This window comes from Streptomyces lunaelactis, assembly GCF_003054555.1.
GTDB classification, from domain to species: Bacteria; Actinomycetota; Actinomycetes; order Streptomycetales; family Streptomycetaceae; genus Streptomyces; species Streptomyces lunaelactis.
On record NZ_CP026304.1, the window covers coordinates 2,919,223 to 2,944,186 of the forward strand.

The following is a 24,964-nucleotide window of genomic DNA, read 5'->3' on the forward strand; positions in this document are numbered from 1 at the left end:
GCTCCGCATCGATTGGGAGACAAAAACCGCGTCCCACCCCGAGCACTGCGGGGTGGGACACGGTCCGTTCACTGAAGGCTCATCGACTGTTCAGTCGTTCAGCCGTCGGTTGACGCCGACACCGAGGGCGGAGTCTGCTGATCGGCGGCCGCGGTCTTCTTCGCGGAAGCCTTCTTGGCCGTCGTCTTCTTCGCCACGGCCTTCTTGGCCGTCGTCTTCTTGGCCGCGGCCTTCTTCGCGGTGGCCTTCTTGGCGGTCTTGCGGGCCGCCTTCTTGGCCGGAGCAGCACCCTCGGTCTCTTCCGGCTGCGGCTCGGATGCGACCTCGGAATCGGCCTTCGGCTCGGACTCGGTCGAGGCGGCGACCACGACGACCGCGGCCTCCTCCGCGCCTGAGGGCGAACCGGCCGGAGCGGTGACCTTACGGGTCACCCGGCGGCGCGCACGCGGCGGCGCCGCGACGGGCGCCTCCTCGGCGGCGGGGGCCGCGACGGGCGCCTCGGCCTTGGCGGCCTCGGGCCCGGCGGCGGTCTCCGGCACCGTGATCTCGGCGACCGCCGGCGTCGAGGACGCGGGGGAGCCGGCCGGAGCCGTCGCCTTGCGGGTGGCCCGACGGCGGCCACGGCCCGTCGGGGCCGCCTCCTCCGCGGGCGTCTCCGGCTCGGCGGCCGGGGCCGGGGCCTCGGCCTTCGGCTCCTCGGCCCTGGGCTCCTCGGCCCTGACCTCTGCGGCCTTCGGCGCACCGGCCGGGGCCGTCGCCTTACGGGTCGCCCGCCGGCGGCCACGACCGCGGGTAGCGGCCGCCTCCGCCTCGGCGGCGCTGCTGTACAGCTCCTCGTCGGGGACGAACTCGGGCTCGGCCAACGCAACCGGGGCGGCCACCTCGGCGGCGACCTCCGCCTCGGTCTCGGCCTCCGCCAGGTCCTCCGCCTGCTCGTGCTCGTGGACGTGGTCCGTACCGGCCGCACCGCCGCGGCCGCGCTTCTTGGCGCGCTTGCCGCCGCCACCGCCACCGGCGGTGGTCGGCTGCTCCATGTGCACGATCACGCCACGGCCGTTGCAGTGGACACAGGTCTCGGAGAAGGACTCCAGCAGACCCTGGCCCACCCGCTTACGGGTCATCTGGACCAGGCCGAGCGAGGTGACCTCGGCCACCTGGTGCTTCGTACGGTCCCGGCCGAGGCACTCGAGCAGCCGCCGCATGACCAGATCGCGGTTGGACTCGAGCACCATGTCGATGAAGTCGACGACGACGATGCCGCCGAGGTCGCGCAGCCGCAGCTGACGCACAATCTCCTCGGCCGCCTCCAGGTTGTTCCTGGTGACGGTCTCCTCGAGGTTGCCGCCCTGGCCGGTGAACTTCCCGGTGTTGACGTCGACCACGACCATGGCCTCGGTCTTGTCGATCACCAGCGAGCCGCCGCTCGGCAGCCAGACCTTGCGGTCCAGCGCCTTCATCAGCTGCTCGTCGATCCGGTAGGTGGCGAAGACGTCGACCTCGGAGGTCCACCTGTTCAGCCGGTCTGTCAGGTCGGGGGCGACGTGACCGACGTATCCGTGGATGGTCTCCCACGCCTCGTCACCGCTGACGATGACCTTCGAGAAGTCCTCGTTGAAGATGTCGCGGACGACCCGGACGGTCATGTCCGGCTCCCCGTAGAGCAGCGCGGGCGCGTTCGAGCTGCCGCCGCTCTTGGCCTTCTTCTGGATGTCCTCCCACTGCCCCTGCAGCCGCTCGACATCGCGGCGCAGCTCGTCCTCGCTGGCGCCCTCCGCGGCGGTACGGACGATGACGCCCGCGTCCTCGGGGACGATCTTCTTGAGGATGGTCTTCAGCCGTGCGCGCTCGGTGTCGGGCAGCTTGCGGCTGATACCGGTCATCGAGCCCTCGGGCACGTAGACGAGGTAGCGGCCGGGAAGCGAGACCTGGCTGGTGAGGCGGGCGCCCTTGTGGCCGATCGGGTCCTTGGTCACCTGGACGAGGACCGACTGGCCGGACTTGAGCGCGACCTCGATACGGCGCGGGCCGTTGGCCATGCCCAGCGCCTCGAAGTTGACCTCACCGGCGTACAGGACGGCGTTGCGCCCCTTGCCGATGTCCACAAAGGCGGCCTCCATGGACGGCAGTACGTTCTGCACCTTGCCCAGGTAGACATTGCCGACGTACGAAGTCGCCTGCTCCTTGTTGACGTAGTGCTCGACGAGCACGTTGTCCTCGAGGACACCGATCTGGGTGCGCTCGCCGTTCTGCCGGACGACCATCACACGCTCGACGGCCTCACGGCGGGCCAGGAACTCGGCCTCCGTGATGATCGGCACGCGGCGGCGGCCCTGCTCGCGGCCCTCGCGGCGGCGCTGCTTCTTCGCCTCCAGACGGGTCGAGCCCTTGATGGACTGCACCTCGTCGGACGGCTCGGGCTTCTCGCGGGCCGGGCGGGGCTCGCGGACCTTGACGACCGTGCGCTCCGGGTCGCTCGCACCCGGCTCCTCCTCGGGCCCGGACTCACCGCTGCGACGGCGACGGCGGCGCCGGCGACGGCTGCTGCTGGTGCCGGCGGCCGAGGGGGTCTCGTGCTCGTCCTCCTCGTCCTCCTCGTCCTGCGTGTCCTGCGTGTCCTCGGCGGCGGCCTCGTCGGCCTGCTCCTCCGAGGTCTCGTCGGCGTCGGCAGGCTCGCCACGGCGACGGCGGCGGCCACCACGGCGGCGGCGGCGCGACGGACGGTCCTCGAACTCGTCCGACTCCTCGCCCTCGGCGGGCTGCTCCGCCTCGGGCTCGGTCTCCGCCTCGGGCTCGGCCTCCTGGGCCACCGGAGCGGGAGCCTCGACGGGCTCTGCCGGCTCACCACGGCGGCGGCGACGGCGACGCCCGGCGGGCTCGGGGGCGGCGGGGGTCTCGGCGACGGGCTCGACGAGCTCCTCGTCCTCCTCCGGCTCCTCCACCGCAGCGGCGGCAGCCGCAGCGGCCGTCTCCGGGGTCTGGAACATCGGCTCGGCGAAGACGGGCGCCTGGAAGACGGCCACGGCGGGCCGTGCGGCACGGCGGCCGCGCGCGGGCGCCTCGCTCTTCTCGGCCTGCTCGCCCTTGTCGGCCCTCGCGGCCTTCTCCGGCTGAGCGGTGAACTCGGGCGAGACGGCGCGGCGGCGCGTACGGCCCCGGGTCGCCGCCCTCTCGGCGGCCGCGACCTCGGCCTCGTCGGCGGTGATCTGCGCGACGGCGCCGGTGGGCAGGCGCTCGCCCGTCTCGGCGACGGCCTCGTCGGCCTCGACGGCCTGGGGCGCGGCGGCGGGCGCGGTGACCTTGCGGGTGGCGCGACGGCGGGAACGCGGCGCGGCGGCCTCGGTCTCCGGCTCGGCGGCCTCCACGCTCTGCGTGCTCTCGGCCTCGGCTGCCTGCGGCGCACCGGCGGGCGCGGACGCCCTGCGGCGGGCACGACCACGCGGTGCGGGGGCCTCGGCCGGGGTCTCGTCCTCGGCGGCGGGAGCCTCGGTGGACTCGACCGGCTCGGGGGCGGCCACCTTGCGGGTGGCACGGCGACGGGCACGCGGCGCGGCGGCCTCGGCCTCCGGCTCAGCGGCAACCTCATCGGCAACAACGGTCTCGTCGGCATCCGCCGACTGCGGCGCACCAGAGGGCGCGGTCGCCTTACGGGTGGCACGGCGACGGGCACGCGGCGCGGCGGCCTCGGCCTCCGGCTCGGCAGCGGCCTCATCGGCAACAGCGATCTCGTCGGCATCCGCCGACTGCGGCGCACCAGAGGGCGCGGTCGCCTTACGGGTCGCACGGCGACGGGCACGCGGCGCGACGGCCTCGGCCTCCGGCTCGGCGGACTCCGTGCTCTCCACGGCCACGGCGGCCGGCGCGAGGGGCTCGGCTGCTTCGGTGGTTTCGGTGACGTCAGCGGGGACGCCGGCCGTACCCGCGGCCGCGCTCGGCGGCCCTGCGGGACGCGACGCGGCCCTGCGCCTGCGGCGCGGGGGCAGCGTGTCGCTGGGCGAGTTGTTCTCGGTCTCTCCGGCGGTGCCGGAATCCTTCGGCTCGAGCATGCGGGTGGTTCTCCCGTCACGCTCCCGGGCGCCGCGCCTGATTCCGGTCCGGCCGCGGCCCGCGTGATGTGCACGGTGCCGCCGTCCGGGGCGCGGGCGCCGCACGGGAGCTGATGTATGGCTCGCCGGTTCCGTACGCGATGTACGCACGGCCTGGCGAAAGTCTTCTGTTCGGTGCGCGGCCCGACCCAGGTGGCTCCCGAGTACCAGGGCTGCGCTACAACGACTGTCCTTACGCGGCGGGACCTTCCGAGGCCCTCGCGGCGGCGATTCCGGCGGCCGTGGGTGTAGCGGCCGGAATTGCCTCGCGGTCGGGCGCGAGCGGGTCGGTCACCGTGCCGGACTCCTCGTCGAAGAGCCCCTGCGCCAGCCTGGTCACCGCTGCGGGGACCGGCGGCGCCAGGTCGGCCACAGCTCGGAGACCGGACAGGACGTCGTCGGGTCGTACAGCAGGTGTCAGGTGCCGTACCACCAGGCGCAGTATCGCACAGGCACTGGCCACCGGCCTATCAGCCTGTGGAGGAAGGACCCGCAGCTCCACCACGGCGCCCCGTGCGTCGAAGTGCCGAATGCCGTTCTTCGCCTTCCGCTCGACCTCTACGGTCTCGGCGGCGAGGAAAGCGGACACGGCCTTCTCGGCGTCATCGAACGCGACACCGTCCAGCCGCAGCTCCCACACGGAGGCGGTGAGCCGGTCGGCGAGACCCGAGGTGCGGGCCTCGACGGCGTCCGTGATGTCGAGCCCGGCCGGCAGCGACTCGTCGAGCAGCTCGCGCAGCTTGTCGGGGTCGCGGTGCTCGGTGAGGGCGATCTCCAGATACTCGGCCTCGCTGCCCGTGCCGGTGGGTGCGGCATTGGCGTACGACACCTTGGGGTGCGGGGTGAAGCCCGCCGAGTACGCCATGGGCACCCCGGCACGTCGCAGCGCCCGCTCGAAGGCGCGCTGGAAGTCACGGTGGCTGGTGAACCGGAGGCGGCCGCGCTTGGTGTAGCGCAGTCGGATGCGCTGCACCGCGGGTGCGGGCGGCGGGCCTTCGGGCTGTCGCTTGCCCAGTGGTTCTTCTCCTCGGTGCGGGGCGGACGCGGGTGGCGCGCCGCCCTCGGACGTGCGGGGGTGTTCCCTGGGGGCCCGCCCGGCTCACACCTGCTTGTGCAGGGAGATCTCGGGCTCGGCCGCCGCGCCGGGAACAGTCTGTGTTTGTTGCGTATCACCCAGCCTACGCGCCCGCCGCACACCCGGTTCCACGCCCTTCGGCGCCGGGGGCCCGCCGACCAGCGCCCGCCAGGCGTCCCGCCTGGCCTGCCGTACGACCTCGCCGGCCGCCCGGAGCGCGGCACCGGCGGCCCGGCCCGTCTCGACAGCGGCCTTCTTCGCGGGACGCCAGATGGCGTCCCGCACCACGTGCCCCACGGGGGTGCAGATGTTCTGGTAGGTCCAGCGCACCGGCCGCCCGATCAGGTTCCAGGCGAGCCACTTGACTGCCCGGCCTACGGCCCGCGAGATGTATCCGGCGATGCGCCAGGCGACGCCGATCGCCGCGGCGATCTCCCGGCCGACCGGGGCGAGGATGTGGCGGTGCACCCAGACGACGGGCGTGACGAGCAGCGTCACGACGAGCCAGACGACCGCCGCCCACAGTCCGCGGCACACCGTGCTCACGAGCCACGCGATGCCGTGGCCGAGCGGCGTCAGCAGCTGCCGATAGATCCACACCAGCGGCACCACGAGCCCGTACGTCACCACCGGCACCACGACATACGTCCACAGCGCGACCCACGGCCACACGAACAGCGCCTTGCCGAGGAAGACGGCAAGCCAGGTCGTACCGAGCCCGAGCGGGGTGAGCAGTCGGCGGTAGATCCAGCCGAGCGGCGCGAGCAGCAGGTTCTCGACCAGCCGGGCCAGCCCGTGGCCGAGCGGCGTCAGCAGCTGCCGATAGATCCACACCAGCGGCACCACAAGCCCGTACGTCACCACCGGCACCACGACATATGTCCACAGCGCGACCCACGGCCACACGAACAGCGCCTTGCCGAGGAAGACGGCCAGCCACGCCGTCGCGAGAGCGAGCGGAGTGATCACGTTCTCGAAGACCCAGGCCAGCGCCCGGCCCAGCGGCCTCAGCAACACGCGCTCGACCGCACGGCCGCAGACGACAAGGAGGTCCCAGACCATCCGTACGGGAAGGACGACGAGCAGCACCACGATCCGCACCGGGATACGGATGAGCGTGGTCAGGCAGCCCTCGCCGGGCTCGTACTGCGCGGGCGCCTGATGATTCCCGTAAGGCTGAGGCGACTTCTCGAACTCCATGTCAGACATGACGCGTCACAGGCCCGTCCGGATCCAGTACCTGCGTCTTAGCCCGCGCTCGTCCTCCAGTACCCCGCCGTTCGCCTCGATCACCCTGCGCGAGGCGTGGTTGTCGATGTCGCACGTGACGAGGACGGAATCGATGCCGAGCCGGCGCGCGTACGGAAGGGAGTCGCGCAGCATCGCGCCGGCGTGCCCGCGCCGCCGGGCGCTCGGTCGCACGGCATAGCCGACGTGCCCGCCGAGCTCGAGGAGGAACGGGGTGAGACGGTGGCGTATGGCGAGCCGCCCGAGATACGTATCGCCGTCCACGTACCAGAGGTTGGTGTTCGGGACCCAGCCCTCGGGGCGCGGGCCGTCCTCCAGCGACTCGGCGTGCTGCCGTGCCACATACGCGGCGAAGACGTCCGGCTCCTGCCAGCTGCCGCCGAACTCCTCGACCTCGTGGGCGAGCACCGCGTTCGGGTCGGAGCCCTCGTCGAGGAACTCCTTCATCGCGCCGAGGAATGAGGCGTGAAAGCGGACGTCGGGGGCGATGAGCTGGGGCATCGCCCCATTGTGCCGGGTGGCGCGACGGCCCGGCCACGGGGTTCCCCCACGCGGCCGGGCCGTCGCCACGAGCCTTCGTACCGGCGCTACTTGACCACGGTGAGAGGCAAGAGCTTCTTGCCGGTGGGCCCGATTTGAATGGAAGTGTCCATGGCGGGGCAGACACCGCAGTCGAAGCACGGCGTCCAGCGGCAGTCCTCGACCTCGGTCTCGTCGAGCGAGTCCTGCCAGTCCTCCCAGAGCCAGTCCTTGTCGAGACCGGAGTCCAGGTGGTCCCAGGGCAGGACCTCCTCGTACGTGCGCTCACGGGTGGTGTACCAGTCGACGTCCACCCCGAACGCGGGCAGCGTCTTCTCGGCGCTGGCCATCCAGAGGTCGTAACTGAAGTGCTCGCGCCAGCCGTCGAAGCGGCCGCCGGCCTCGTAGACGGCGCGGATGACCGAGCCGATGCGGCGGTCGCCGCGCGAGAGCAGGCCCTCGACGATGCCGGGCTTGCCGTCGTGGTAGCGGAAGCCGATCGAGCGGCCGTACTTCTTGTCGCCGCGGATCTTGTCGCGCAGCTTCTGCAGCCGCGCGTCCGTCTCCTCGGCGCTCAGCTGCGGGGCCCACTGGAACGGCGTGTGCGGCTTGGGCACGAAGCCGCCGATCGACACGGTGCAGCGGATGTCGTTCTGGCCGGAGATCTTGCGGCCCTCGGCGATGACCTTGACCGCCATGTCGCCGATCTGCAGCACGTCCTCGTCGGTCTCGGTGGGCAAGCCGCACATGAAGTACAGCTTCACCTGACGCCAGCCGTTGCCGTACGCCGTCGAGACCGTACGGATCAGGTCCTCCTCGGAGACCATCTTGTTGATGACCTTGCGCATGCGCTCCGAGCCGCCCTCGGGGGCGAAGGTGAGACCCGACCGACGGCCGTTCCTGGTCAGCTCGTTGGCGAGGTCCACGTTGAACGCGTCGACACGGGTCGACGGCAGGGACAGGCCGATCTTGTCCTCGGTGTACCGGTCGGCGAGGCCCTTGGCGATCTCGCCGATCTCGCTGTGGTCGGCGGAGGAGAGCGAGAGCAGTCCGACCTCTTCGAAGCCGGTCGCCTTGAGGCCCTTCTCGACCATGTCGCCGATGCCGGTGATGCTCCGCTCCCGCACCGGGCGCGTGATCATGCCGGCCTGGCAGAAACGGCAGCCGCGGGTGCAGCCGCGGAAGATCTCGACGGACATCCGCTCATGGACGGTCTCGGCGAGCGGCACGAGGGGCTGCTTGGGGTACGGCCACTCGTCGAGGTCCATGACGGTGTGCTTGGACACCCGCCACGGGACACCCGACTTGTTCGGGACGACCCGGGCGATGCGGCCGTCGGGCAGGTACTCGACGTCGTAGAAGCGCGGGACGTAGACGCTGCCGGTCCTCGAGAGCCGGAACAGCACCTCGTCGCGGCCGCCGGGACGGCCCTCGGCCTTCCAGGCGCGGACGATCTCGGTGATCTCCAGGACCGCCTGCTCGCCGTCGCCGATGACCGCGCAGTCGATGAAGTCCGCGACCGGCTCGGGGTTGAAGGCGGCGTGCCCGCCCGCCAGCACGATCGGGTCGTCGACTGTCCGGTCCCTGGACTCGAGCGGGATGCCCGCGAGGTCGAGGGCGGTGAGCATATTGGTGTAGCCGAGCTCGGTGGAGAAGCTCAGCCCGAAGACGTCGAAGGCCTTCACGGGGCGGTGCGCGTCCACGGTGAACTGCGGGACCTTGTGCTCGCGCATCAGCGCTTCGAGGTCCGGCCAGACGCTGTACGTGCGCTCGGCCAGCACCCCCTCACGCTCGTTGAGTACCTCGTAGAGGATCATGACGCCCTGGTTGGGCAGTCCGACCTCGTACGCGTCGGGGTACATGAGCGCCCAGCGGACATCGCAGGCGTCCCAGTCCTTGACGGTGGAGTTGAGCTCTCCGCCGACGTACTGGATCGGCTTCTGGACGTGCGGGAGAAGCGCTTCCAGGCGTGGGAAGACCGACTCGACAGGCATCGTGGTGTCTCTCGTGAGCGGGCAAGGTGACCATCCAGCGTACCCCGGTGCTCAGCCGGTCAGATCCGCCCGAAGTTTCGGGACGGACGCCTTGGCCCACACGCCGGGCAGCTCCGCCTCGCGCTCGGCGGCCTGCGCCTCCTCGTGGCCGTAGAGCAGTCCCCAGGAGAAGGCCGACTCCCCTGCCGCATGGGCCTGGATCGCGAGATTCCGCAGCGCCTCGCGGGCGACGACGCTGTCCTGATGGTCGCCGAGGACCGTCTGGACGGCCTTCATCCGCCTGGCGAAGTTCCTGGCCGCCTTGCCGAGCGGCGGTGTCGCCGCCTCGCCCGCGTACCTGGCGCGCTTCGCGGCCTTGCGGGCGTCGTGCATGGCCAGGTCCCGCGCCTCGCCGGGCGGGAGCTCCAGCGCGTGGCCGGTCCGGGCGGCCAGCCGGTCGTAGTCCTTGAGAACCGCCCTGGGGATCACCCTGGAGGGCTCGCCGGACGCCGCCTTCAGCAGCGGCGGGTCGGCGAGCAGTGCGTCCAGCGACTCCAGGAGCGCGAGGTAGCGCTTGCTGTCGAGCACGGCGACGGCCTTGCGGCGTGCGCCCGAGCCATGGGCGACGCTCCACAGGCGCAGCCGCCCGCGTACCGGGCCGAGCAGCAGGGTCCTGGGCAGTGCGTCGATCCTCGACTTGAGCCGCTCGGTGAGCACCTCCTGGTCCCGGGCGACGCCCAGCTCGGCCGCGAGCCACTTGAGCTCCTCGCCGATGGGGTCGGTGACGCTCCGGTCGACGACCTTTCCGTATGTCTTGAACGCGCTGCGCATCCTCCTGGTGGCGACCCGCATCTGATGGACGGAGTCGGGCAGATCGCGGCGCACGGCGGGGTCGTACGAGATGAGGGCGTCGGCCTGTTCCCGCAGGTAGGCGAGGATGTGCTCGCCGGCGGTCCGGGGGGCGTGCTCGGGCGGGGCCACGGCCTTCCGGGCGCGCTCGCCCTTGGGGGCGGTCTCCGCCAGGGCCCTGGCCAGCTTGGACGGGGACTCGGCCGGGAGCACGCCCGCCTTGCGGAGCTTCTTCTCGACCGCGTCGAGGAAGGCCGGGTCCGCGTCGTCAGCGAGCTCGACCTCGATCTCGTCCCACTGGGCGGTGCGGCCGCCGTCCGTGAGACGCTCCGCGCGTACGGCGTCCCTGCTGAGCTCGGCCAGCAGCGCGCCGTCCGCGTCCACCAGGTGGCGCACGTCCCTGGAGGACAGCAGCCGTACCACGGGGACGAGTTCGGCGTCCCGTGTGCGCGCCCGGACCAGCGCCGCCAGGGTCCGCGGGATCGGCTCGGACAGCGGTGCGCTGATCTCGTCCCGTACGCCCGGTGCGACGGGGAGCTTGAGGTGCCAGCCCGCGTCGGCGCCGCCCGTTCTGTGGCGCAGGGTGATCGAGGCGGCGGCAAGCCGCAGGTCGGCCGTGTCGTAGTAGACAGCGTCGAGCTCGGCGACGCCCTTGTCGACGACGGCCGACACCCCTGACACCTTGGTCAGGTCCGGCAGCCTGGTCTCGGGAGTGGCTTCATATTTCCGCTCGATCTCGCGCTTCGTATCCGCCATGAACCGAATCTAGTTGCCCAAACGTCTCCGCGGGAGCCCCAGCTGTTCATTTAGGCCCTGTCCGGGCGATCTTGTCGGGCCCTCGACGCCAGCTACGGCACCTCGCTGCGTTGTCGGAGTCGCCCAAGTACGTCCAGTACGAGAGCGATCCTCCGCCTTGCGATGCACCGCATCTGACGCCGCGGGCTGATCCTCGAAGATCGCCCGGACAGGGCCTAAGCCGTTATCGGTCGCTGAACCTTGATCGACTGGAGCAGCCCGACCGCGACCCAGACCGCGAACATCGACGAGCCTCCGTACGACACGAACGGCAGCGGCAGCCCCGCCACCGGCATGATGCCGAGCGTCATCCCGATGTTCTCGAAGGCCTGGAAGGCGAACCAGGCGATGATCCCGGCCGCGACGATCGTGCCGTACAGCTCGGTCGTCCCGCGTGCGATACGGCAGGCACGCCACAGCACGACGCCGATCAGCAGCAGGATCAGTCCCGCCCCCAGGAAGCCGAGCTCCTCGCCCGCCACCGTGAAGACGAAGTCCGTCTGCTGTTCGGGCACGAACTGGCCGGTGGTCTGGGAGCCCTTGAACAGGCCCGTGCCGGTCAGTCCGCCCGAGCCGATCGCGATCCGCGCCTGGTTGGTGTTGTAGCCGACACCGGCCGGGTCGAGCTCCGGGTTGGCGAACGCCGCGAAGCGGTTGATCTGGTACTCGTCGAGCACTCCGAGCATCGTGACCAGGACACCGCCCATGACTCCCGCGCCGATCAGCCCGAGGATCCAGCGGTTGGAGGCGCCCGAGGCGAGCAGCACCCCGAGCACGATCACCGCCATCACCATCACCGAGCCGAGGTCCGGCATCAGCATCACGATCGCCATCGGCAGGACCGCGAGGCCCAGCGACTTGGCGACCGTCCGGTGGTCGGGGTGCAGCTGGTCACCGGCGTCCACGCGGGCCGCCAGCATCATCGCCATCCCCAGAATGATCGTGATCTTCACGAACTCCGAGGGCTGGAGGGAGAAGCCGCCGCCGATCACGATCCACGCGTGCGCGCCGTTGATGGTCGCCCCGAGCGGGGTGAGGACCAGCAGGACCAGCAGGACGGAGAGCCCGTACAGGACCGGGACCGCGCCGCGCAGGGTGCGGTGCCCGAGCCAGATCGTGCCGACCATCAGCGCCAGGCCGATACCGGTGTTGAGGGCGTGCCGGAACAGGAAGTAGTACGGGTCGCCCTGGTTGAGCTCGGTGCGGTTACGGGTCGCCGACCACACCAGCAGGGAGCCCACGAAGGACAGCGCGAGCGCGGACAGCAGTATCGGCCAGTCGAGCCGGCGCATCACGGAGTCGCGGGCGCTCAGCAGGGACCACAGTCCGCCCGGCTTGGGCCCGTACCCGGGGACGGAGAAGCCATTGGTGCCGGCCATGTCTCAGTCCCTCCGCGCGGGCGGGCCCGCGAGCTGCGCCGTCTCGTCCGGGGATTCCTTCTCCTCCGGCTCGTACGGCTCGATCTTCGGGGCGTCGATGGAGCCGTCCGCCTCGATCTTCGGCAGTGCCGTCTGCGGCTTGGGCAGCAGGGCCTTCTTCAGGTCCTGGCCGCCCTCCTCGTCGAGGCCGTACATCGCCTCGTAGATGTTGCGGACGGCGGGGCCCGACGCACCGGATCCCGTACCACCCTGGGCGATCGTCATGATGATCGTGTAGTCCTCGGTGTACGAGACGAACCAGGAGGTCGTCTGCTTGCCGTAGACCTCCGCCGTACCCGTCTTGGCGTGCATCGGGATCTTGTCCTGCGGCCAGCCGCCGAATCGCCAGGCGGCGGAACCACGGGTCGTGACTCCCGCGAGGGCTTCGTCTATCTGGTCGCGGGTCTCGCCCGTGAACGGCAGTTTGCCGTGCGAGGCGGGCTTGATCTCCTGGACCGTCTTGCCGTCCGCGCCGACCACGGCCTTGCCGATGGTGGGGTTGTAGAGCGTGCCGCCGTTGGCGATGGCGGCGTAGATCGTGGCCATCTGGATCGGCGTGACCAGGATGTCGCCCTGTCCGATCGAGTAGTTGACGGAGTCACCGGCGCGCATCCGGTTGCCTTCGAGGCAGTTCTCGTACGCGATCTTCTCGACGTAGTCGCCGTTCTTCTTGCCCTGCCTGCACCAGCCGTCCTTGTTGGCCTCCCAGAAGCTCTGCTTCCACTGGCGGTCCGGGACGCGGCCCCTGACCTCGTTGGGGAGGTCGATGCCGGTCTCCTTGCCGAGACCGAACTGGTGGGCGGTCTTGTAGAACCAGTCGTTGGTCTTCTTCTTGGGCTTGGTGCCGCCGTCCTTCTGCCACTCCTGGTGGGCGAGGCCGTAGAAGACGGTGTCGCAGGAGACCTCCAGGGCCCGGCCGAGGCCGATACTGCCGTAGCCCTTGGACTCGAAGTTCTTGAAGACCTGGCCGCCGACGGAGTACGAGCTGGGGCACGGGTAGTCGCCGTCGAAGGGGTACCCGGCGTTGACCGCGGCCGTCGAGGAGATGACCTTGAAGATCGAGCCGGGTGCCGCCTGGCCCTGGATCGCACGGTTCAGCAGCGGGTAGTTGGAGTCCTTGCCGGTGAGCTTGGCGTAGTCCTTGCCGGAGATGCCGCCGACCCAGGAGTTGGGGTCGTACGTCGGCTGGGATGCCATCGAGATGATCCGGCCGGTCTTGTTCTCCATCACCACGACGGCGCCGGCGTCCGCCTTGTAGTTCTCGTCCGTGTTCTTGTCGAACTCCAGGCGGGCGGCCTTCATCGCCCCGTTGAGCTCGTACTCGGCGACCGCCTGCACGCGCGCGTCGATCGAGGTGACGAGGTTGGCGCCGGGCTGGGCCTCGTCCTTCGCAGCCTGGCCGATGACGCGGCCGAGGTTGTCGACCTCGTAGCGGGTGACGCCGGCCTTGCCGCGCAGCTCCTTGTCGTAGGTGCGCTCGATGCCCGAGCGGCCGATCTGGTCGGAGCGGAGGAAGGGCGAGTCGCTGTCCTTGGCCTTGGTGATCTCCTCGTCGGTGACGGGCGAGAGATAGCCGAGGACCTGCGCGGTGTTGGTCTTGCCGGGCGCCGTGTAGCGGCGTACGGCGGTGGGCTCGGCAGTGATGCCGGGGAAGTCCTCGGCGCGCTCACGGATCTGCAGAGCCTGCTGGGTGGTGGCCTCGTCGGTGACCGGGATCGGCTGGTACGGGGAGCCGTTCCAGCAGGGCTGCGGGGTCTTGGCGTCGCAGAGCCTGACCTTGTCCGTGACGTCCTTCGGCTTCATGCCGAGGACACCGGCGAGCCGGGTGAGGACGCCCTTGCCGTCGTCCTTCATCTTCATCAGCTCGGTGCGGGACGCGGAGACCACGAGCCGGGTCTCGTTGTCGGCGAGCGGAACGCCGCGGGCGTCGAGGATCGCGCCGCGGACGGCCGGCTGGACCACCTGCTGGACGTGGTTGTTCTTCGCCTCGTCGGTGTACTCGTCACCATTGCGGATCTGGAGATACCAGAGGCGTCCGCCGAGGGTGAGGAGGAGGGAGAAGACGAGTACCTGAATGACGACGAGCCGGATCTGGACCCGGGGGGTCCGCCCCGTCTCCGGAATGTTGCTCACGCTGCCCCCTCGGTCACAGTCGCTTGACTCCCTTGATACGTCCGGCGCGTACCGCCTGCCTCCGGGCCGCCTTCGCCCGCAGGCCGCCGCGCTGGTTGCCGATGCGCAGTCCGGTGCCGGAGGTGAGCCAGCCCGAGGCGACGTCGCCGCCACCGCCGCCCCTCTTGGTTTCGGCGAGCGGATCGTTATCGGCGCGTCTGGCCAGCGCCATGATGAACGGCACGGTGAAGGGCGCGAGCAGCAGGTCGTATACGGCTGCGGTGAACAGCAGGCTGCCGAGGCCCACATGGCGGGCGGCGGTGTCGCCTACGAGGGCGCCCACGCCCGCGTACAGCAGTGTCGAGCCGATGGCGGCCGCGACGACCACGACCATCGGTCCGGTGGCTGACCTGAGCTGGCCGTTCTCGGGGCGGACCAGGCCGGCGAGGTAGCCGATGATGCAGAGCACGAGTGCGTAACGGCCGGCGGCGTGGTCGGCGGGCGGGGCGAGGTCGGCGAGCAGGCCGGCGCCGAAGCCGATGAAGGCGCCGGCCATGTGCCCGTACACGAAGGCGAGTCCGAGGACGACGAGCAGCAGGAGGTCGGGGACGGCGCCGGGGAGCTGGAGGCGGGCGAGGACGGAGACCTGGATGACGAGGGCGACCACGACGAGGGTCGTGGAGAGCAGCATCCGGTTGAAACGCATGACGGATCAGCTCCTATTGCTCGTCGTCGGTCTGGCCGTCGGCGGTGCCCGGATCCTGGGCCTGGCCGGTGGCGGTGCCCGGATCCAGTGGCTGCCCGGTGCTGTTGGCCTGCCCCTGGGCCTGGTTCTCGTTCTGAGCCTCGTCCAGGCCGTCGTTCGGCGAGGGCGTGACCGTCACGGTGACCGTCGGGGTGGGCTTGGGCGCTGCGGGCTTGGGCGGCAGGACCGTGTCGCGCGGATTGGAGCGGGGCGCCTCGACGACGACGCCGACGATGTCGAGCTTGGTGAAGCCGACGTACGGACGGACGTAGATGTTCCGGGTGAGGTCGCCGCCGGAAGGGTCGACCTTGACGACCTCGCCGACCGGGACACCGGGCACGAACGGCTTGTCGGCCTGCGAGCCGAAGGTGACCAGGCGGTCGCCCTTCTTGACCTTGGCCTTGCCGTTGAGCAGCTGCACCAGGAGCGGCTGGTCGCCCTGGCCGGTGGCGAAGCCCAGTTCGTTGGTCTTCTCCATCCGGGTGCCGACGGTGAAGTCCGGGTCGTTGGCGAGCAGTACGGTCGCGGTGTCCGGGCCGACGGTGGTGACCCGGCCGACGAGTCCGTCGCCGTTGAGGACGGTCATGTCGCGCTTGATGCCGTCGCGCGCGCCGATGTCGATGGTCACCGTCCAGGAGAAGCCCTGGGCCGCTCCTATGGCGATGACCTCGGCACCCTTGATGCCGTACTGGCCGGCGCCGGCCGTCTTGAGCATGGTGTCGAGCTCGCGCACCCGGCTGCGGTTGCGGTCGTCGCTGCCGAGCCTCTGCTTGAGAGCGGCGTTCTCACGCTCCAGTGTGCTGATGCGGTCGTGACGTTCGCCGGAGTCGCGAACGGCCCCTATGGCGTTGCCGATCGGGTCGACCGCTGTCGCGACGCCCTTTTCGACGGGTCCGAAGACCGTGGCGGCGGCCTGCCGGGCGCCGTCGACCGGTGACCCCTCGCCGCCGCGGATATCCACCGTGATCAATGCGAACGCGATGGCGATCAGCAGCACCAGGAGCAGCCGGCTCTCTCGTGTGTCCCTCACGTGCGGCGGCCGTGCCTTCCTCGTAGGAATGTTGATCTCTGTATATCAACGATCCGCCGTACGGGTTGGCAGCGGACCCATACAGGGGGTCCCCCCACGCCCGCCGGGGCGTAGGGGGAGGATCTCGCCGATCCTTGAGTTTCGCTAGCGGCGGGGCTGGGCGTCCAGTACCTGCTGGAGCGCCTCGAACTCCTCGACGCACTTGCCGGCTCCGAGGGCCACCGAGTCCAGCGGATCCTCGGCGATATGGATCGGCATTCCGGTCTCGCGGCGCAGCCGTTCGTCGAGGCCGCGCAGCAGCGCGCCGCCGCCGGTGAGGACGATGCCGCGGTCCATGACATCGCCGGAGAGCTCGGGCGGGCACTTGTCGAGGGTGGTCTTCACGGCGTCGACGATCGCGTTGACCGGTTCCTCGATCGCCTTGCGGACCTCGGCGTCGGAGATCACCACGGTCTTCGGCAGACCGGAGACGAGGTCACGGCCGCGGATCTCGGTGTGCTCGTCCTTGCCCATGTCGAACGCCGAGCCGATGGTGATCTTGATGTTCTCGGCGGTCCGCTCACCGAGCAGGAGCGAGTACTCCTTCTTGATGTGCTGAATGATCGCGTTGTCCAGCTCGTCGCCGGCGACGCGGATGGACTGTGCTGTGACGATTCCGCCGAGTGAGATGACGGCGACCTCGGTGGTACCGCCACCGATGTCGACGACCATGTTGCCGGTGGCTTCATGAACCGGGAGTCCGGAGCCGATGGCCGCGGCCATGGGCTCCTCGATGATGTGCACCTGTCGGGCGCCCGCCTGCGTCGATGCCTCGATGACCGCGCGGCGCTCAACGCCCGTGATGCCGGAGGGCACACAGACGACGACGCGCGGACGGGCGAGGTACCGGCGCTTGTGGATCTTCAGAATGAAGTAGCGGAGCATCCGCTCGGTGATCTCGAAGTCGGCGATGACGCCGTCCTTCAACGGCCGGACGGCAACGATGTTGCCCGGTGTCCGGCCGATCATCTTCTTCGCCTCGGAGCCGACCGCCAGGATGCCACCCGTGTTGGTGTTGATGGCGACGACGGACGGCTCGTTGAGGACGATCCCCCGGCCCCTGACGTACACCAGCGTGTTGGCGGTCCCGAGGTCGACAGCCATGTCACGGCCGATGAACGACATGTTGTTCCCCATGAGGATGCGTCTGGCCTTCCCAAATCGAGCGTTGATGGCTTTTCAGGATGGCGAGGTGGGCGCGCTGTGGCGTGGAGGTTTCATCGTAGTGCCGCCTGCACGGACACCGCGCGGTGAGTCCACCTCTGTATAGGTGACGAGGTGTCGCAGCGATGCGTTCCCGCATTGCGCGGTCATATGCCTTGGGGCGACCGAAATTCCTTCGGTCGCCCCAGGTCATGCGTACGTATGGCTGACGCGGCGTCAGGAAAGGCCGGGGAAGAAAATCTTGAGTTCCCGAATGGCGGACTCTTCCGAGTCCGAGGCATGAATGAGGTTCTCCCGGACGATCGTGCCGAAGTCACCTCGAATGGAGCCGGGCGCGGCCGCGATCGGGTCGGTGGGACCCGCCAGCTGGCGTACGCCCTCGATCACGCGCTCGCCGTCGACGACGAGGGCGACGACCGGACCGGAGGCCATGAACTCGACCAGCGGCTCGTAGAAGGGCTTGCCCTTGTGCTCGCCGTAGTGCTGCTCCAGGGTCTCCTGGTCGAGCGAGCGCAGCTCCAGCGCGCTGATGGTCCAGCCGGCCTTGGCCTCGATCCGGCCGATGATCTCGCCGATCAGGCCGCGGCGTACGGCGTCGGGCTTGAGCAGGACGAGCGTGCGCTGGCTCACGGTACGGGCTCCTTCAAAACGGGTGTGCGGTAGTCCGAGGCTACCGGTGGGACCTGGGCGCCTCTGCCGGGGGCTGTTCCCGGGGCTCCCGGGCGCTGTTCCCGGGGCTCCGCCCCGGGTTCAGGGTCACCCCGCCTCCGCGGCCCACCGCGCTTTCGCCTCGTCGATCTTGCGGCCGTAGTGGACCGACGCCCACCACAGGCCCGCGAAGAGCGCGCCCAGGACGAACATCGTCGGCACCACGAAGCCGCTCACGATCAGCGCGATCTGCAGCGCCCACCCGAGCTGGACCCCGCCGGGACGGCTGATCATCCCGCAGAGCAGTACCGAGAGCAGCATGCCGGCGCCGCAGACCGTCCAGACCGTCGCCATGGAGATGTCGTCGGACTTCATGGCGACCAGACCGGCGAAGCCGATCACGAAGAATTCGCCGATCAGGGTCGACGCACAGAGCGTACGCATCAGTTGTCAGCCCCTTCCCAGCAGCAGCCGGGCCTCGCCGACCGTGATCACCGAGCCGGTCACCAGGACACCGGCGCCCGCGAACTCGGACTCCTCCTCGGCGAGCGTGATCGCCGCCTCCAGCGCGTCGTCCAGCCGCGGCTCGACGACCACCCGGTCGTCGCCGAAGACCTCCACCGCGACCGCCGCCAACTCGTCGACGTTCATCGACCGATGGCTGGAGTTCTGGGTGACGACGACCTCGGCGAAGATCGGCTCGAAGGCCTCGAGCAGCCCGCGGACGTCCTTGTCGCCGCTCGCGCCGACCACGCCGATCAGCCGGGAGAAGCCGAAGGACTCGGTGATGCCGTCGGCGCTGGCGCGGGCGCCCGCCGGGTTGTGCGCGGCGTCCAGCACGACCGTGGGACTGCGGCGTACGACCTCCAGGCGGCCGGGCGAGGCCACCGAGGCGAAGGCCTTGCGGATGGTGTCCATGTCGAGCGTGCGCGCGTGCTCCGAGCCGATGCCGAAGAAGGCCTCGACCGCGGCGAGCGCCACCGCGGCGTTGTGCGCCTGGTGGGCTCCGTACAGCGGGAGGAAGATCTCCTCGTACTCCCCGCCGAGGCCGCGCAGCGTCACCTGCTGGCCGCCGACCGCGACTTCGCGGGCGACCACGCCGAACTCCATGCCCTCGCGGGCGACCGTCGCGTCGACCTCGACGGCCTTCTTCAGCATGACCTGCGCGGCGTCCACCGGCTGCTGTGCCAGGATGACCGCGGCGCCCTGCTTGATGACACCCGCCTTCTCGACGGCGATCTCGGCGGGCGTCTCGCCCAGCCGGTCGGTGTGGTCCAGATCGATGGGCGTGATGACGGCGACCGACCCGTCGATGACGTTGGTCGCGTCCCAGCTGCCGCCCATGCCGACCTCGACGACCGCGACATCCACGGGTGCGTCGGCGAAGGCGGCGTACGCCATGCCGGTGAGCACCTCGAAGAAGGAGAGCCGGAACTCCTGCTGGGCATCGACCATCTCGATGTACGGCTTGATGTCGTTGTACGTCTCGACGAAACGCTCGGCCTCGATCGGGGAGCCGTCCAGGCTGATCCGCTCGGTGACCGACTGGACGTGCGGCGAGGTGTAGCGCCCCGTGCGCAGGTCGAAGGCGGCGAGCAGGGACTCGATCATGCGGGCCGTGGACGTCTTGCCGTTCGTCCCGGTGATGTGGATCGAGGGGTATGCGTGCTGGGGCTCGCCCAGCAGGTCCATCAGGGCCGCGATCCTGGAGACCGAGGGCTCGAGCTTGGTCTCGCCCCAGCGCGTCGCGAGGTCCGCCTCGACCTCGCGCAGTGCCTTGTCCACCTCCGGGTCTGCGGGCCGGGCGGGCACGGCGTCACCCTGGAGCGACCCGGCCTGCGCGCGCAGGGTACGGCTGCCGGCCTCGATCACCGCCAGGTCGGGGTCACGGTCTGTCTCGGCGTCGACGATCTCGTCGAAAGGGTCGGGCTGCTCACTCACAGGTCCCAGTCTACGGAGGAGCCCCGGCCAGCCTAATCGGGCCACCGGGAAAACGCGCGTGAGGCCCCGGGGGAACGGACCCCCGAGGCCTCACGTCCGAACCTCGTGTACGGCTACTCCTGCGGCAGGCCGTCCAACTGCGCGGTGATCCGCGCGATGTCCTCCTCGGCCTTGGCGAGCCGGGTACGGATCTTGTCGACCACGTTGTCCGGAGCCTTGGCGAGGAAGGCCTCGTTGCCGAGCTTCCCCAGCGCCTGGGCCTTCTCCTTCTCGGCCGCGGCCAGGTCCTTCGCCAGCCGCTTCCGCTCGGCGCCGACGTCGATCGTGCCGGACAGGTCCAGCGCGACCGTGGCCCCCGCGACCGGGAGGGTGGCCGTGGCGCTGAAGCCCTCACCCTCCGGCTGCAGCCGGAGCAGCTGCCGGATGGCGGCCTCGTGCGGTGCCAGCGCGGTCCCGTCCAGGGTGAGCCGGGCCGGAACCTTCTGGCCCGGCTGCAGCCCCTGGTCGGAGCGGAACCGGCGGACCTCGGTGACGACCCGCTGGACCAGCTCGATCTCCTGCTCGGCAGCCGTGTCCCGGAAGCCGCTGTCCTTCGGCCAGTCGGCGATGACGACGGACTCGCGACCGGTGAGCGTGGTCCACAGCGTCTCGGTGACGAAGGGGACGACCGGGTGGAGCAGCCGGAGGGTGACGTCGAGGACCTCGCCGAGGACGCGACCGGAGACGCGCGCCTGCTCGCCGCCCGCGAAGTACGTGGTCTTGGAGAGCTCGACGTACCAGTCGAAGACCTCGTCCCACGCGAAGTGGTAGAGGGCGTCGGACAGCTTCGAGAACTGGTAGTCCTCGTAGTACGCGTCGACCTCGGCCACGGTCGCGTTGAGCCGGGAGAGGATCCACCGGTCGGCCGCCGACAGCTGCTCGGCGGGCGGCAGTTCGCCCTCCACCGTCGCGCCGTTCATCAACGCGAAGCGGGTCGCGTTCCAGATCTTGTTGGCGAAGTTACGAGAGGCCTGGACCCAGTCCTCGCCGATCGGGACGTCCACACCCGGGTTGGCACCACGGGCCAGCGTGAACCGCACGGCGTCGGAGCCGTAACTGTCCATCCAGTCCAGCGGGTTGACGGCGTTGCCGAAGGACTTCGACATCTTCTTGCCGAACTGGTCGCGGACCATGCCGTGCAGGGCGATGGTGTGGAACGGCGGGGTGCCGTCCATCGCGTACAGACCGAACATCATCATCCGGGCGACCCAGAAGAAGAGGATGTCGTACCCGGTGACCAGGACGGAGTTCGGATAGAACTTCTCGAGGCTCTCGGTCTGTTCGGGCCAGCCGAGGGTGGAGAAGGGCCACAGGCCGGAGGAGAACCAGGTGTCCAGGACATCGGTGTCCTGGGTCCAGCCCTCGCCCGTCGGCGGCTGCTCGTCCGGTCCGACGCAGACGACTTCGCCGTTCGGCCCGTACCAGACGGGGATGCGGTGGCCCCACCACAGCTGGCGCGAGATGCACCAGTCGTGCAGGTTGTCGACCCAGCCGAAGTACCGGGACTCCATCTCCTTGGGGTGAATGTTGACCCGGCCGTCGCGGACCGCGTCCCCCGCGGCCTGGGCGAGCGGGGCGACCTTGACCCACCACTGCAGGGACAGCCGCGGCTCGATCGTCGTCTTGCAGCGCGAGCAGTGGCCGACAGAGTGCGTGTACGGGCGCTTCTCGGCCACGATCCGGCCCTCGGCGCGCAGCGCGCCGACGATCGCGGACCGGGCCTCGAGCCGGTCAAGACCCTGGAACGGGCCGTGCGCGGTGATGACCGCGTGCTCGTCCATGACGGTGAGGTTCGGCAGGCCGTGGCGCTGGCCGATCTCGAAGTCGTTCGGGTCGTGGGCGGGCGTCACCTTGACGGCGCCGGTACCGAACTCGGGGTCGACGTGCTCGTCGGCGACGACCGGGATCCGGCGGCCGGTGAGCGGCAGTTCGATCTCCGTACCGACGAGGTGGGCGTAGCGCTCGTCCTCGGGGTGGACCGCGACGGCGGTGTCGCCGAGCATCGTCTCGGCGCGGGTCGTCGCGACGACGATCGACGCGTCGCCCTCGCCATAGCGGATCGAGACCAGCTCGCCCTGGTCGTCCTGGTACTCCACCTCGATGTCCGAGATGGCGGTCAGGCAGCGCGGGCACCAGTTGATGATCCGCTCGGCGCGGTAGATCAGCTCGTCGTCGTAGAGCCTCTTGAAGATCGTCTGGACGGCCTGGGACAGACCCTCGTCCATGGTGAACCGCTCGCGGCTCCAGTCGACGCCGTCACCGAGCCGGCGCATCTGTCCGGAGATCTGGCCTCCGGACTCCGCCTTCCACTGCCAGACACGCTCGACGAACGCCTCACGGCCGAGGTCGTGGCGGGACTTGCCCTCCTTCGCCAACTCGCGCTCGACGACGTTCTGAGTGGCGATACCGGCGTGGTCCATGCCGGGCTGCCACAGCGTCTCGTAACCCTGCATCCGCTTGCGGCGGGTGAGGGCATCGATCAGCGTGTGCTCGAAGGCGTGGCCCAGGTGCAGGCTGCCCGTCACATTCGGCGGCGGGATGACGATGGTGTACGGCGGCTTCTCGCTCTTGGGGTCCGCCGCGAAGTAACCGCGCTCTACCCAGCGCTCGTACAGCTTCCCCTCTACCTCGGCCGGCGCGTACTGGGTCGGCAGGCTCTGAGTAGGCACCGTGGGGTTGCCGGCTTGCTGCTGCTGAGAGTTCTCGGTCACGGGCCCAGTTTAGAGGTGTCACGGGGCCGTACTGAAACTGGAATGTTCGGTAACGGTGTGACCCCTGCTGCCCCATGCCGTAGGTGGCTGGGTCAGGATGTTCGAACCACATAAGCATCTGGAGGGGAACGCAGTAATGAGCTACAACCAGCCGGGCCCGTACGGTGAGCAGCCCCAGCAGCCCGGACCGTACGGTCAGCCGGGTCCCTACGGCCAGCAGCCGCCGCAGGCCCCGCAGCCCGGTTACGGGTACCCGCAGCAGCCTCCGCAACCCGGCTACGGATACCCGCAGCAGGCTCCGCAGGGCGTTCCGCCGCAGCAGGGCCAGCAGGGCCAGTGGGGCCAGCCCCAGCAGCCGGGCCCGTACGGCCAGCAGCCGTACGGCGGCGGCCAGGTCCCGCCCCCGCCGGCCGCGCCGAAGAAGAAGACCGGCCTGATCGTCGTGGCCTCGGTCGTGGCGCTCGCGGTGATCGCCGGCGGCGCGTATCTGCTGCTGGGCGGCAGTGGCAGCGATGTCGCGGACGACGGACCGCACAAGCTGACGACTCCGGCGACCGTACTCAGCGAGTACAAGAAGGCCGACGGGGACAGCAGTTCGTCCGACGACGAAGACCTCAAGGATGCCGAGACCTGGGGCGTGAAGAACGCCAAGGAGGTCGAGGCCAATTACCAGGCAGGGAGCAAGGAAAACCCGCTGTCCCAGAAGTTCCTGACGTTTGGCGGCGTCTACGGCGAGATCGAAGACCCTGAGGCAGTGGTCGACGCTTTCTTCGCCTACATGGAGAAAGAGTCCAAGAAGGACAAGAGCGACGAAGCGCAGCTTGTCGGCAGTCCGAAGGAGTACAAGCCGGCTGAGCTCAAGGGCGCCGTGCTGAAGTGCCAGGACATCAAGACGAAGCCCGGCAGCGGCTCTTCCGGCAGCACCGAGGGCCCCAAGGAAATCACGACGACCTTGTGCGCATGGGGTGACCACAGCACCTTGGCCATGGTGATCCCCTTCAACGTTGCTTCCGCCATGGGTGGCAAGGCCAGCTCCCCCGACGAGGCGGCGAGCCTCACCGCCAAGCTGCGCAACGAGGTCCGCGTCAAGCTGTAGTGACACAGCGGAAGGGGCGCCCGGCCGGTTGAACCGGCCGGGCGCCCCTTCCGCGTAACTACCGAACCGCTACGCGGACTTCTCGTGGCGGCCGTCGTCCTTCACGATCCGCGGCACCAGCGTCGGGTTCACGTTGTTGCGGACCACGTCCGCCGTGATGACCACCCGCGCGACGTCCTTCCGCGACGGCACCTCGTACATCACCGACATCAGGACCTCTTCCATGATGGCCCGAAGACCCCGCGCGCCCGTGCCGCGCAGGATCGCCTGGTCGGCGATCGCCTCGAGCGCCGGGCGGTCGAAGTCCAGCTCCACGCCGTCGAGTTCGAACAGGCGCTGGTACTGCTTCACCAGCGCGTTGCGCGGCTCGACCAGGATCTGGAGGAGCGCCTCGCGGTCGAGGTTGTGGACCGAGGTCAGGACGGGCAGGCGACCGATGAACTCCGGGATCATCCCGAACTTCACGAGGTCCTCCGGCATGACCTCCTGGAACTGGTCGCTCGCCTCGATCTCGCGCTTCGAGCGGATCGTCGCGCCGAAGCCGATGCCCTTCGCGCCCGCACGCGACTCGATGATCTTCTCCAGGCCGGCGAACGCGCCGCCCACGATGAAGAGCACGTTCGTCGTGTCGATCTGGATGAACTCCTGGTGCGGGTGCTTGCGGCCGCCCTGCGGGGGGACCGAGGCGGTCGTGCCTTCCAGGATCTTCAGCAGGGCCTGCTGGACGCCCTCGCCCGACACATCGCGGGTGATCGACGGGTTCTCGCTCTTGCGGGCGACCTTGTCGATCTCGTCGATGTAGATGATCCCGGTCTCGGCCTTCTTGACGTCGTAGTCCGCCGCCTGGATCAGCTTCAGCAGGATGTTCTCGACGTCCTCGCCGACGTAACCCGCCTCCGTCAGCGCCGTCGCGTCGGCGATGGCGAACGGAACGTTCAGCATGCGTGCGAGGGTCTGGGCCAGCAGCGTCTTCCCGGAGCCCGTGGGGCCCAGCAGGAGGATGTTGGACTTCGCCAGCTCGATCGCGTCATCGCGGCTCGTGCCGCCGCCGTTCTCGCCGGCCTGGACGCGCTTGTAGTGGTTGTACACCGCTACCGAGAGGGCCTTCTTCGCGGGCTCCTGCCCGACGACGTACCCCTCGAGGAATTCGTAGATCTCGCGCGGCTTGGGAAGTTCCTCCCACCGCACCTCGGAGGTCTCTGCGAGCTCCTCCTCGATGATCTCGTTGCAGAGATCGATGCACTCGTCGCAGATGTACACACCGGGGCCTGCGATGAGCTTCTTCACCTGCTTCTGGCTCTTTCCGCAGAACGAGCACTTGAGCAGGTCGCCGCCATCACCGATGCGTGCCACGAGGTGCTTCCCCTTCGCCTGGGAGCAGCTTGGTTCAGCCGACTCCTGGTGCCTCATATCCGACGGTACCTTGCCTGGGCCCCCGTTCGGGCCCCCCTTGGCGTGGTTCACATTGTCGTGCACCGCG

Annotated in this window: 17 protein-coding genes; 1 reads left to right on the plus strand and 16 read right to left on the minus strand. The window is 69.7% G+C overall.

Annotated elements, in window-relative coordinates:
- Positions 1-98 precede the first annotated feature (98 nt).
- The 15 genes from SLUN_RS13235 to SLUN_RS13305 form a co-directional block, all read right to left on the minus strand.
- Entirely contained in the window at positions 99-4,043 is a 3,945-nt protein-coding gene (locus tag SLUN_RS13235; protein WP_108148684.1) for an Rne/Rng family ribonuclease, read from the minus strand.
- A 232-nt stretch (positions 4,044-4,275) separates the two neighbouring features.
- Positions 4,276-5,055 (minus strand): TIGR03936 family radical SAM-associated protein, encoded by a 780-nt coding sequence (locus tag SLUN_RS13240; RefSeq protein WP_108148685.1) that lies wholly within the window; start codon positions 5,053-5,055, stop codon positions 4,276-4,278.
- A gap of 126 nt (positions 5,056-5,181) precedes the next feature.
- Complete coding sequence (locus SLUN_RS13245; RefSeq protein ID WP_108148686.1) at positions 5,182-6,366, minus strand: hypothetical protein; 1,185 nt, start codon at positions 6,364-6,366, stop codon at positions 5,182-5,184.
- 6 nt (positions 6,367-6,372) lie between these two features.
- A complete protein-coding gene (locus SLUN_RS13250; protein WP_108148687.1) occupies positions 6,373-6,906 on the minus strand; it encodes a GNAT family N-acetyltransferase in 534 nt (177 codons plus the stop codon).
- Between the two features lie 86 nt (positions 6,907-6,992).
- Positions 6,993-8,918, minus strand: coding sequence for a TIGR03960 family B12-binding radical SAM protein (locus SLUN_RS13255; protein WP_108148688.1), 1,926 nt, complete (start codon positions 8,916-8,918; stop codon positions 6,993-6,995).
- 51 nt (positions 8,919-8,969) lie between these two features.
- Positions 8,970-10,502 carry a CYTH and CHAD domain-containing protein gene (locus SLUN_RS13260; protein ID WP_108148689.1) on the minus strand — a complete coding sequence of 511 codons (1,533 nt, stop codon included), beginning with the start codon at positions 10,500-10,502 and terminating at the stop codon, positions 8,970-8,972.
- A gap of 215 nt (positions 10,503-10,717) precedes the next feature.
- Positions 10,718-11,920: a rod shape-determining protein RodA gene (gene rodA / locus SLUN_RS13265; protein ID WP_108148690.1), complete on the minus strand. Its 1,203-nt coding sequence runs from the start codon at positions 11,918-11,920 to the stop codon at positions 10,718-10,720.
- A 3-nt stretch (positions 11,921-11,923) separates the two neighbouring features.
- A complete protein-coding gene (gene mrdA / locus SLUN_RS13270) occupies positions 11,924-14,092 on the minus strand; it encodes a penicillin-binding protein 2 (RefSeq protein ID WP_108148691.1) in 2,169 nt (722 codons plus the stop codon).
- Positions 14,093-14,105: 13 nt separating this feature from the next.
- Complete coding sequence (gene mreD, locus SLUN_RS13275) at positions 14,106-14,777, minus strand: rod shape-determining protein MreD (RefSeq protein WP_108148692.1); 672 nt, start codon at positions 14,775-14,777, stop codon at positions 14,106-14,108.
- A 13-nt stretch (positions 14,778-14,790) separates the two neighbouring features.
- Positions 14,791-15,846: a rod shape-determining protein MreC gene (gene mreC, locus SLUN_RS13280; RefSeq protein WP_108148693.1), complete on the minus strand. Its 1,056-nt coding sequence runs from the start codon at positions 15,844-15,846 to the stop codon at positions 14,791-14,793.
- Between the two features lie 144 nt (positions 15,847-15,990).
- Positions 15,991-17,010, minus strand: coding sequence for a rod shape-determining protein (locus SLUN_RS13285; protein WP_108154711.1), 1,020 nt, complete (start codon positions 17,008-17,010; stop codon positions 15,991-15,993).
- A gap of 255 nt (positions 17,011-17,265) precedes the next feature.
- On the minus strand, positions 17,266-17,679 hold the full coding sequence (ndk, locus tag SLUN_RS13290) for a nucleoside-diphosphate kinase (protein WP_108148694.1): 414 nt from the start codon (positions 17,677-17,679) through the stop codon (positions 17,266-17,268).
- A 126-nt stretch (positions 17,680-17,805) separates the two neighbouring features.
- Positions 17,806-18,141 (minus strand): DUF4233 domain-containing protein, encoded by a 336-nt coding sequence (locus SLUN_RS13295; RefSeq protein ID WP_108148695.1) that lies wholly within the window; start codon positions 18,139-18,141, stop codon positions 17,806-17,808.
- A gap of 6 nt (positions 18,142-18,147) precedes the next feature.
- Positions 18,148-19,638 carry a bifunctional tetrahydrofolate synthase/dihydrofolate synthase gene (gene folC, locus SLUN_RS13300; protein ID WP_108148696.1) on the minus strand — a complete coding sequence of 497 codons (1,491 nt, stop codon included), beginning with the start codon at positions 19,636-19,638 and terminating at the stop codon, positions 18,148-18,150.
- Between the two features lie 113 nt (positions 19,639-19,751).
- Positions 19,752-22,388, minus strand: a complete 2,637-nt coding sequence (locus SLUN_RS13305; RefSeq protein ID WP_108148697.1) for a valine--tRNA ligase — start codon at positions 22,386-22,388, stop codon at positions 19,752-19,754.
- 136 nt (positions 22,389-22,524) lie between these two features.
- Here SLUN_RS13305 and SLUN_RS13310 point away from each other — a divergent pair, with 136 nt between their 5' ends.
- A complete protein-coding gene (locus SLUN_RS13310) occupies positions 22,525-23,484 on the plus strand; it encodes a hypothetical protein (protein WP_108148698.1) in 960 nt (319 codons plus the stop codon).
- A gap of 69 nt (positions 23,485-23,553) precedes the next feature.
- On the opposite strand, the gene clpX is transcribed toward SLUN_RS13310, so the two are convergent.
- Entirely contained in the window at positions 23,554-24,837 is a 1,284-nt protein-coding gene (gene clpX, locus SLUN_RS13315) for an ATP-dependent Clp protease ATP-binding subunit ClpX (protein WP_108148699.1), read from the minus strand.
- Positions 24,838-24,964 lie beyond the last annotated feature (127 nt).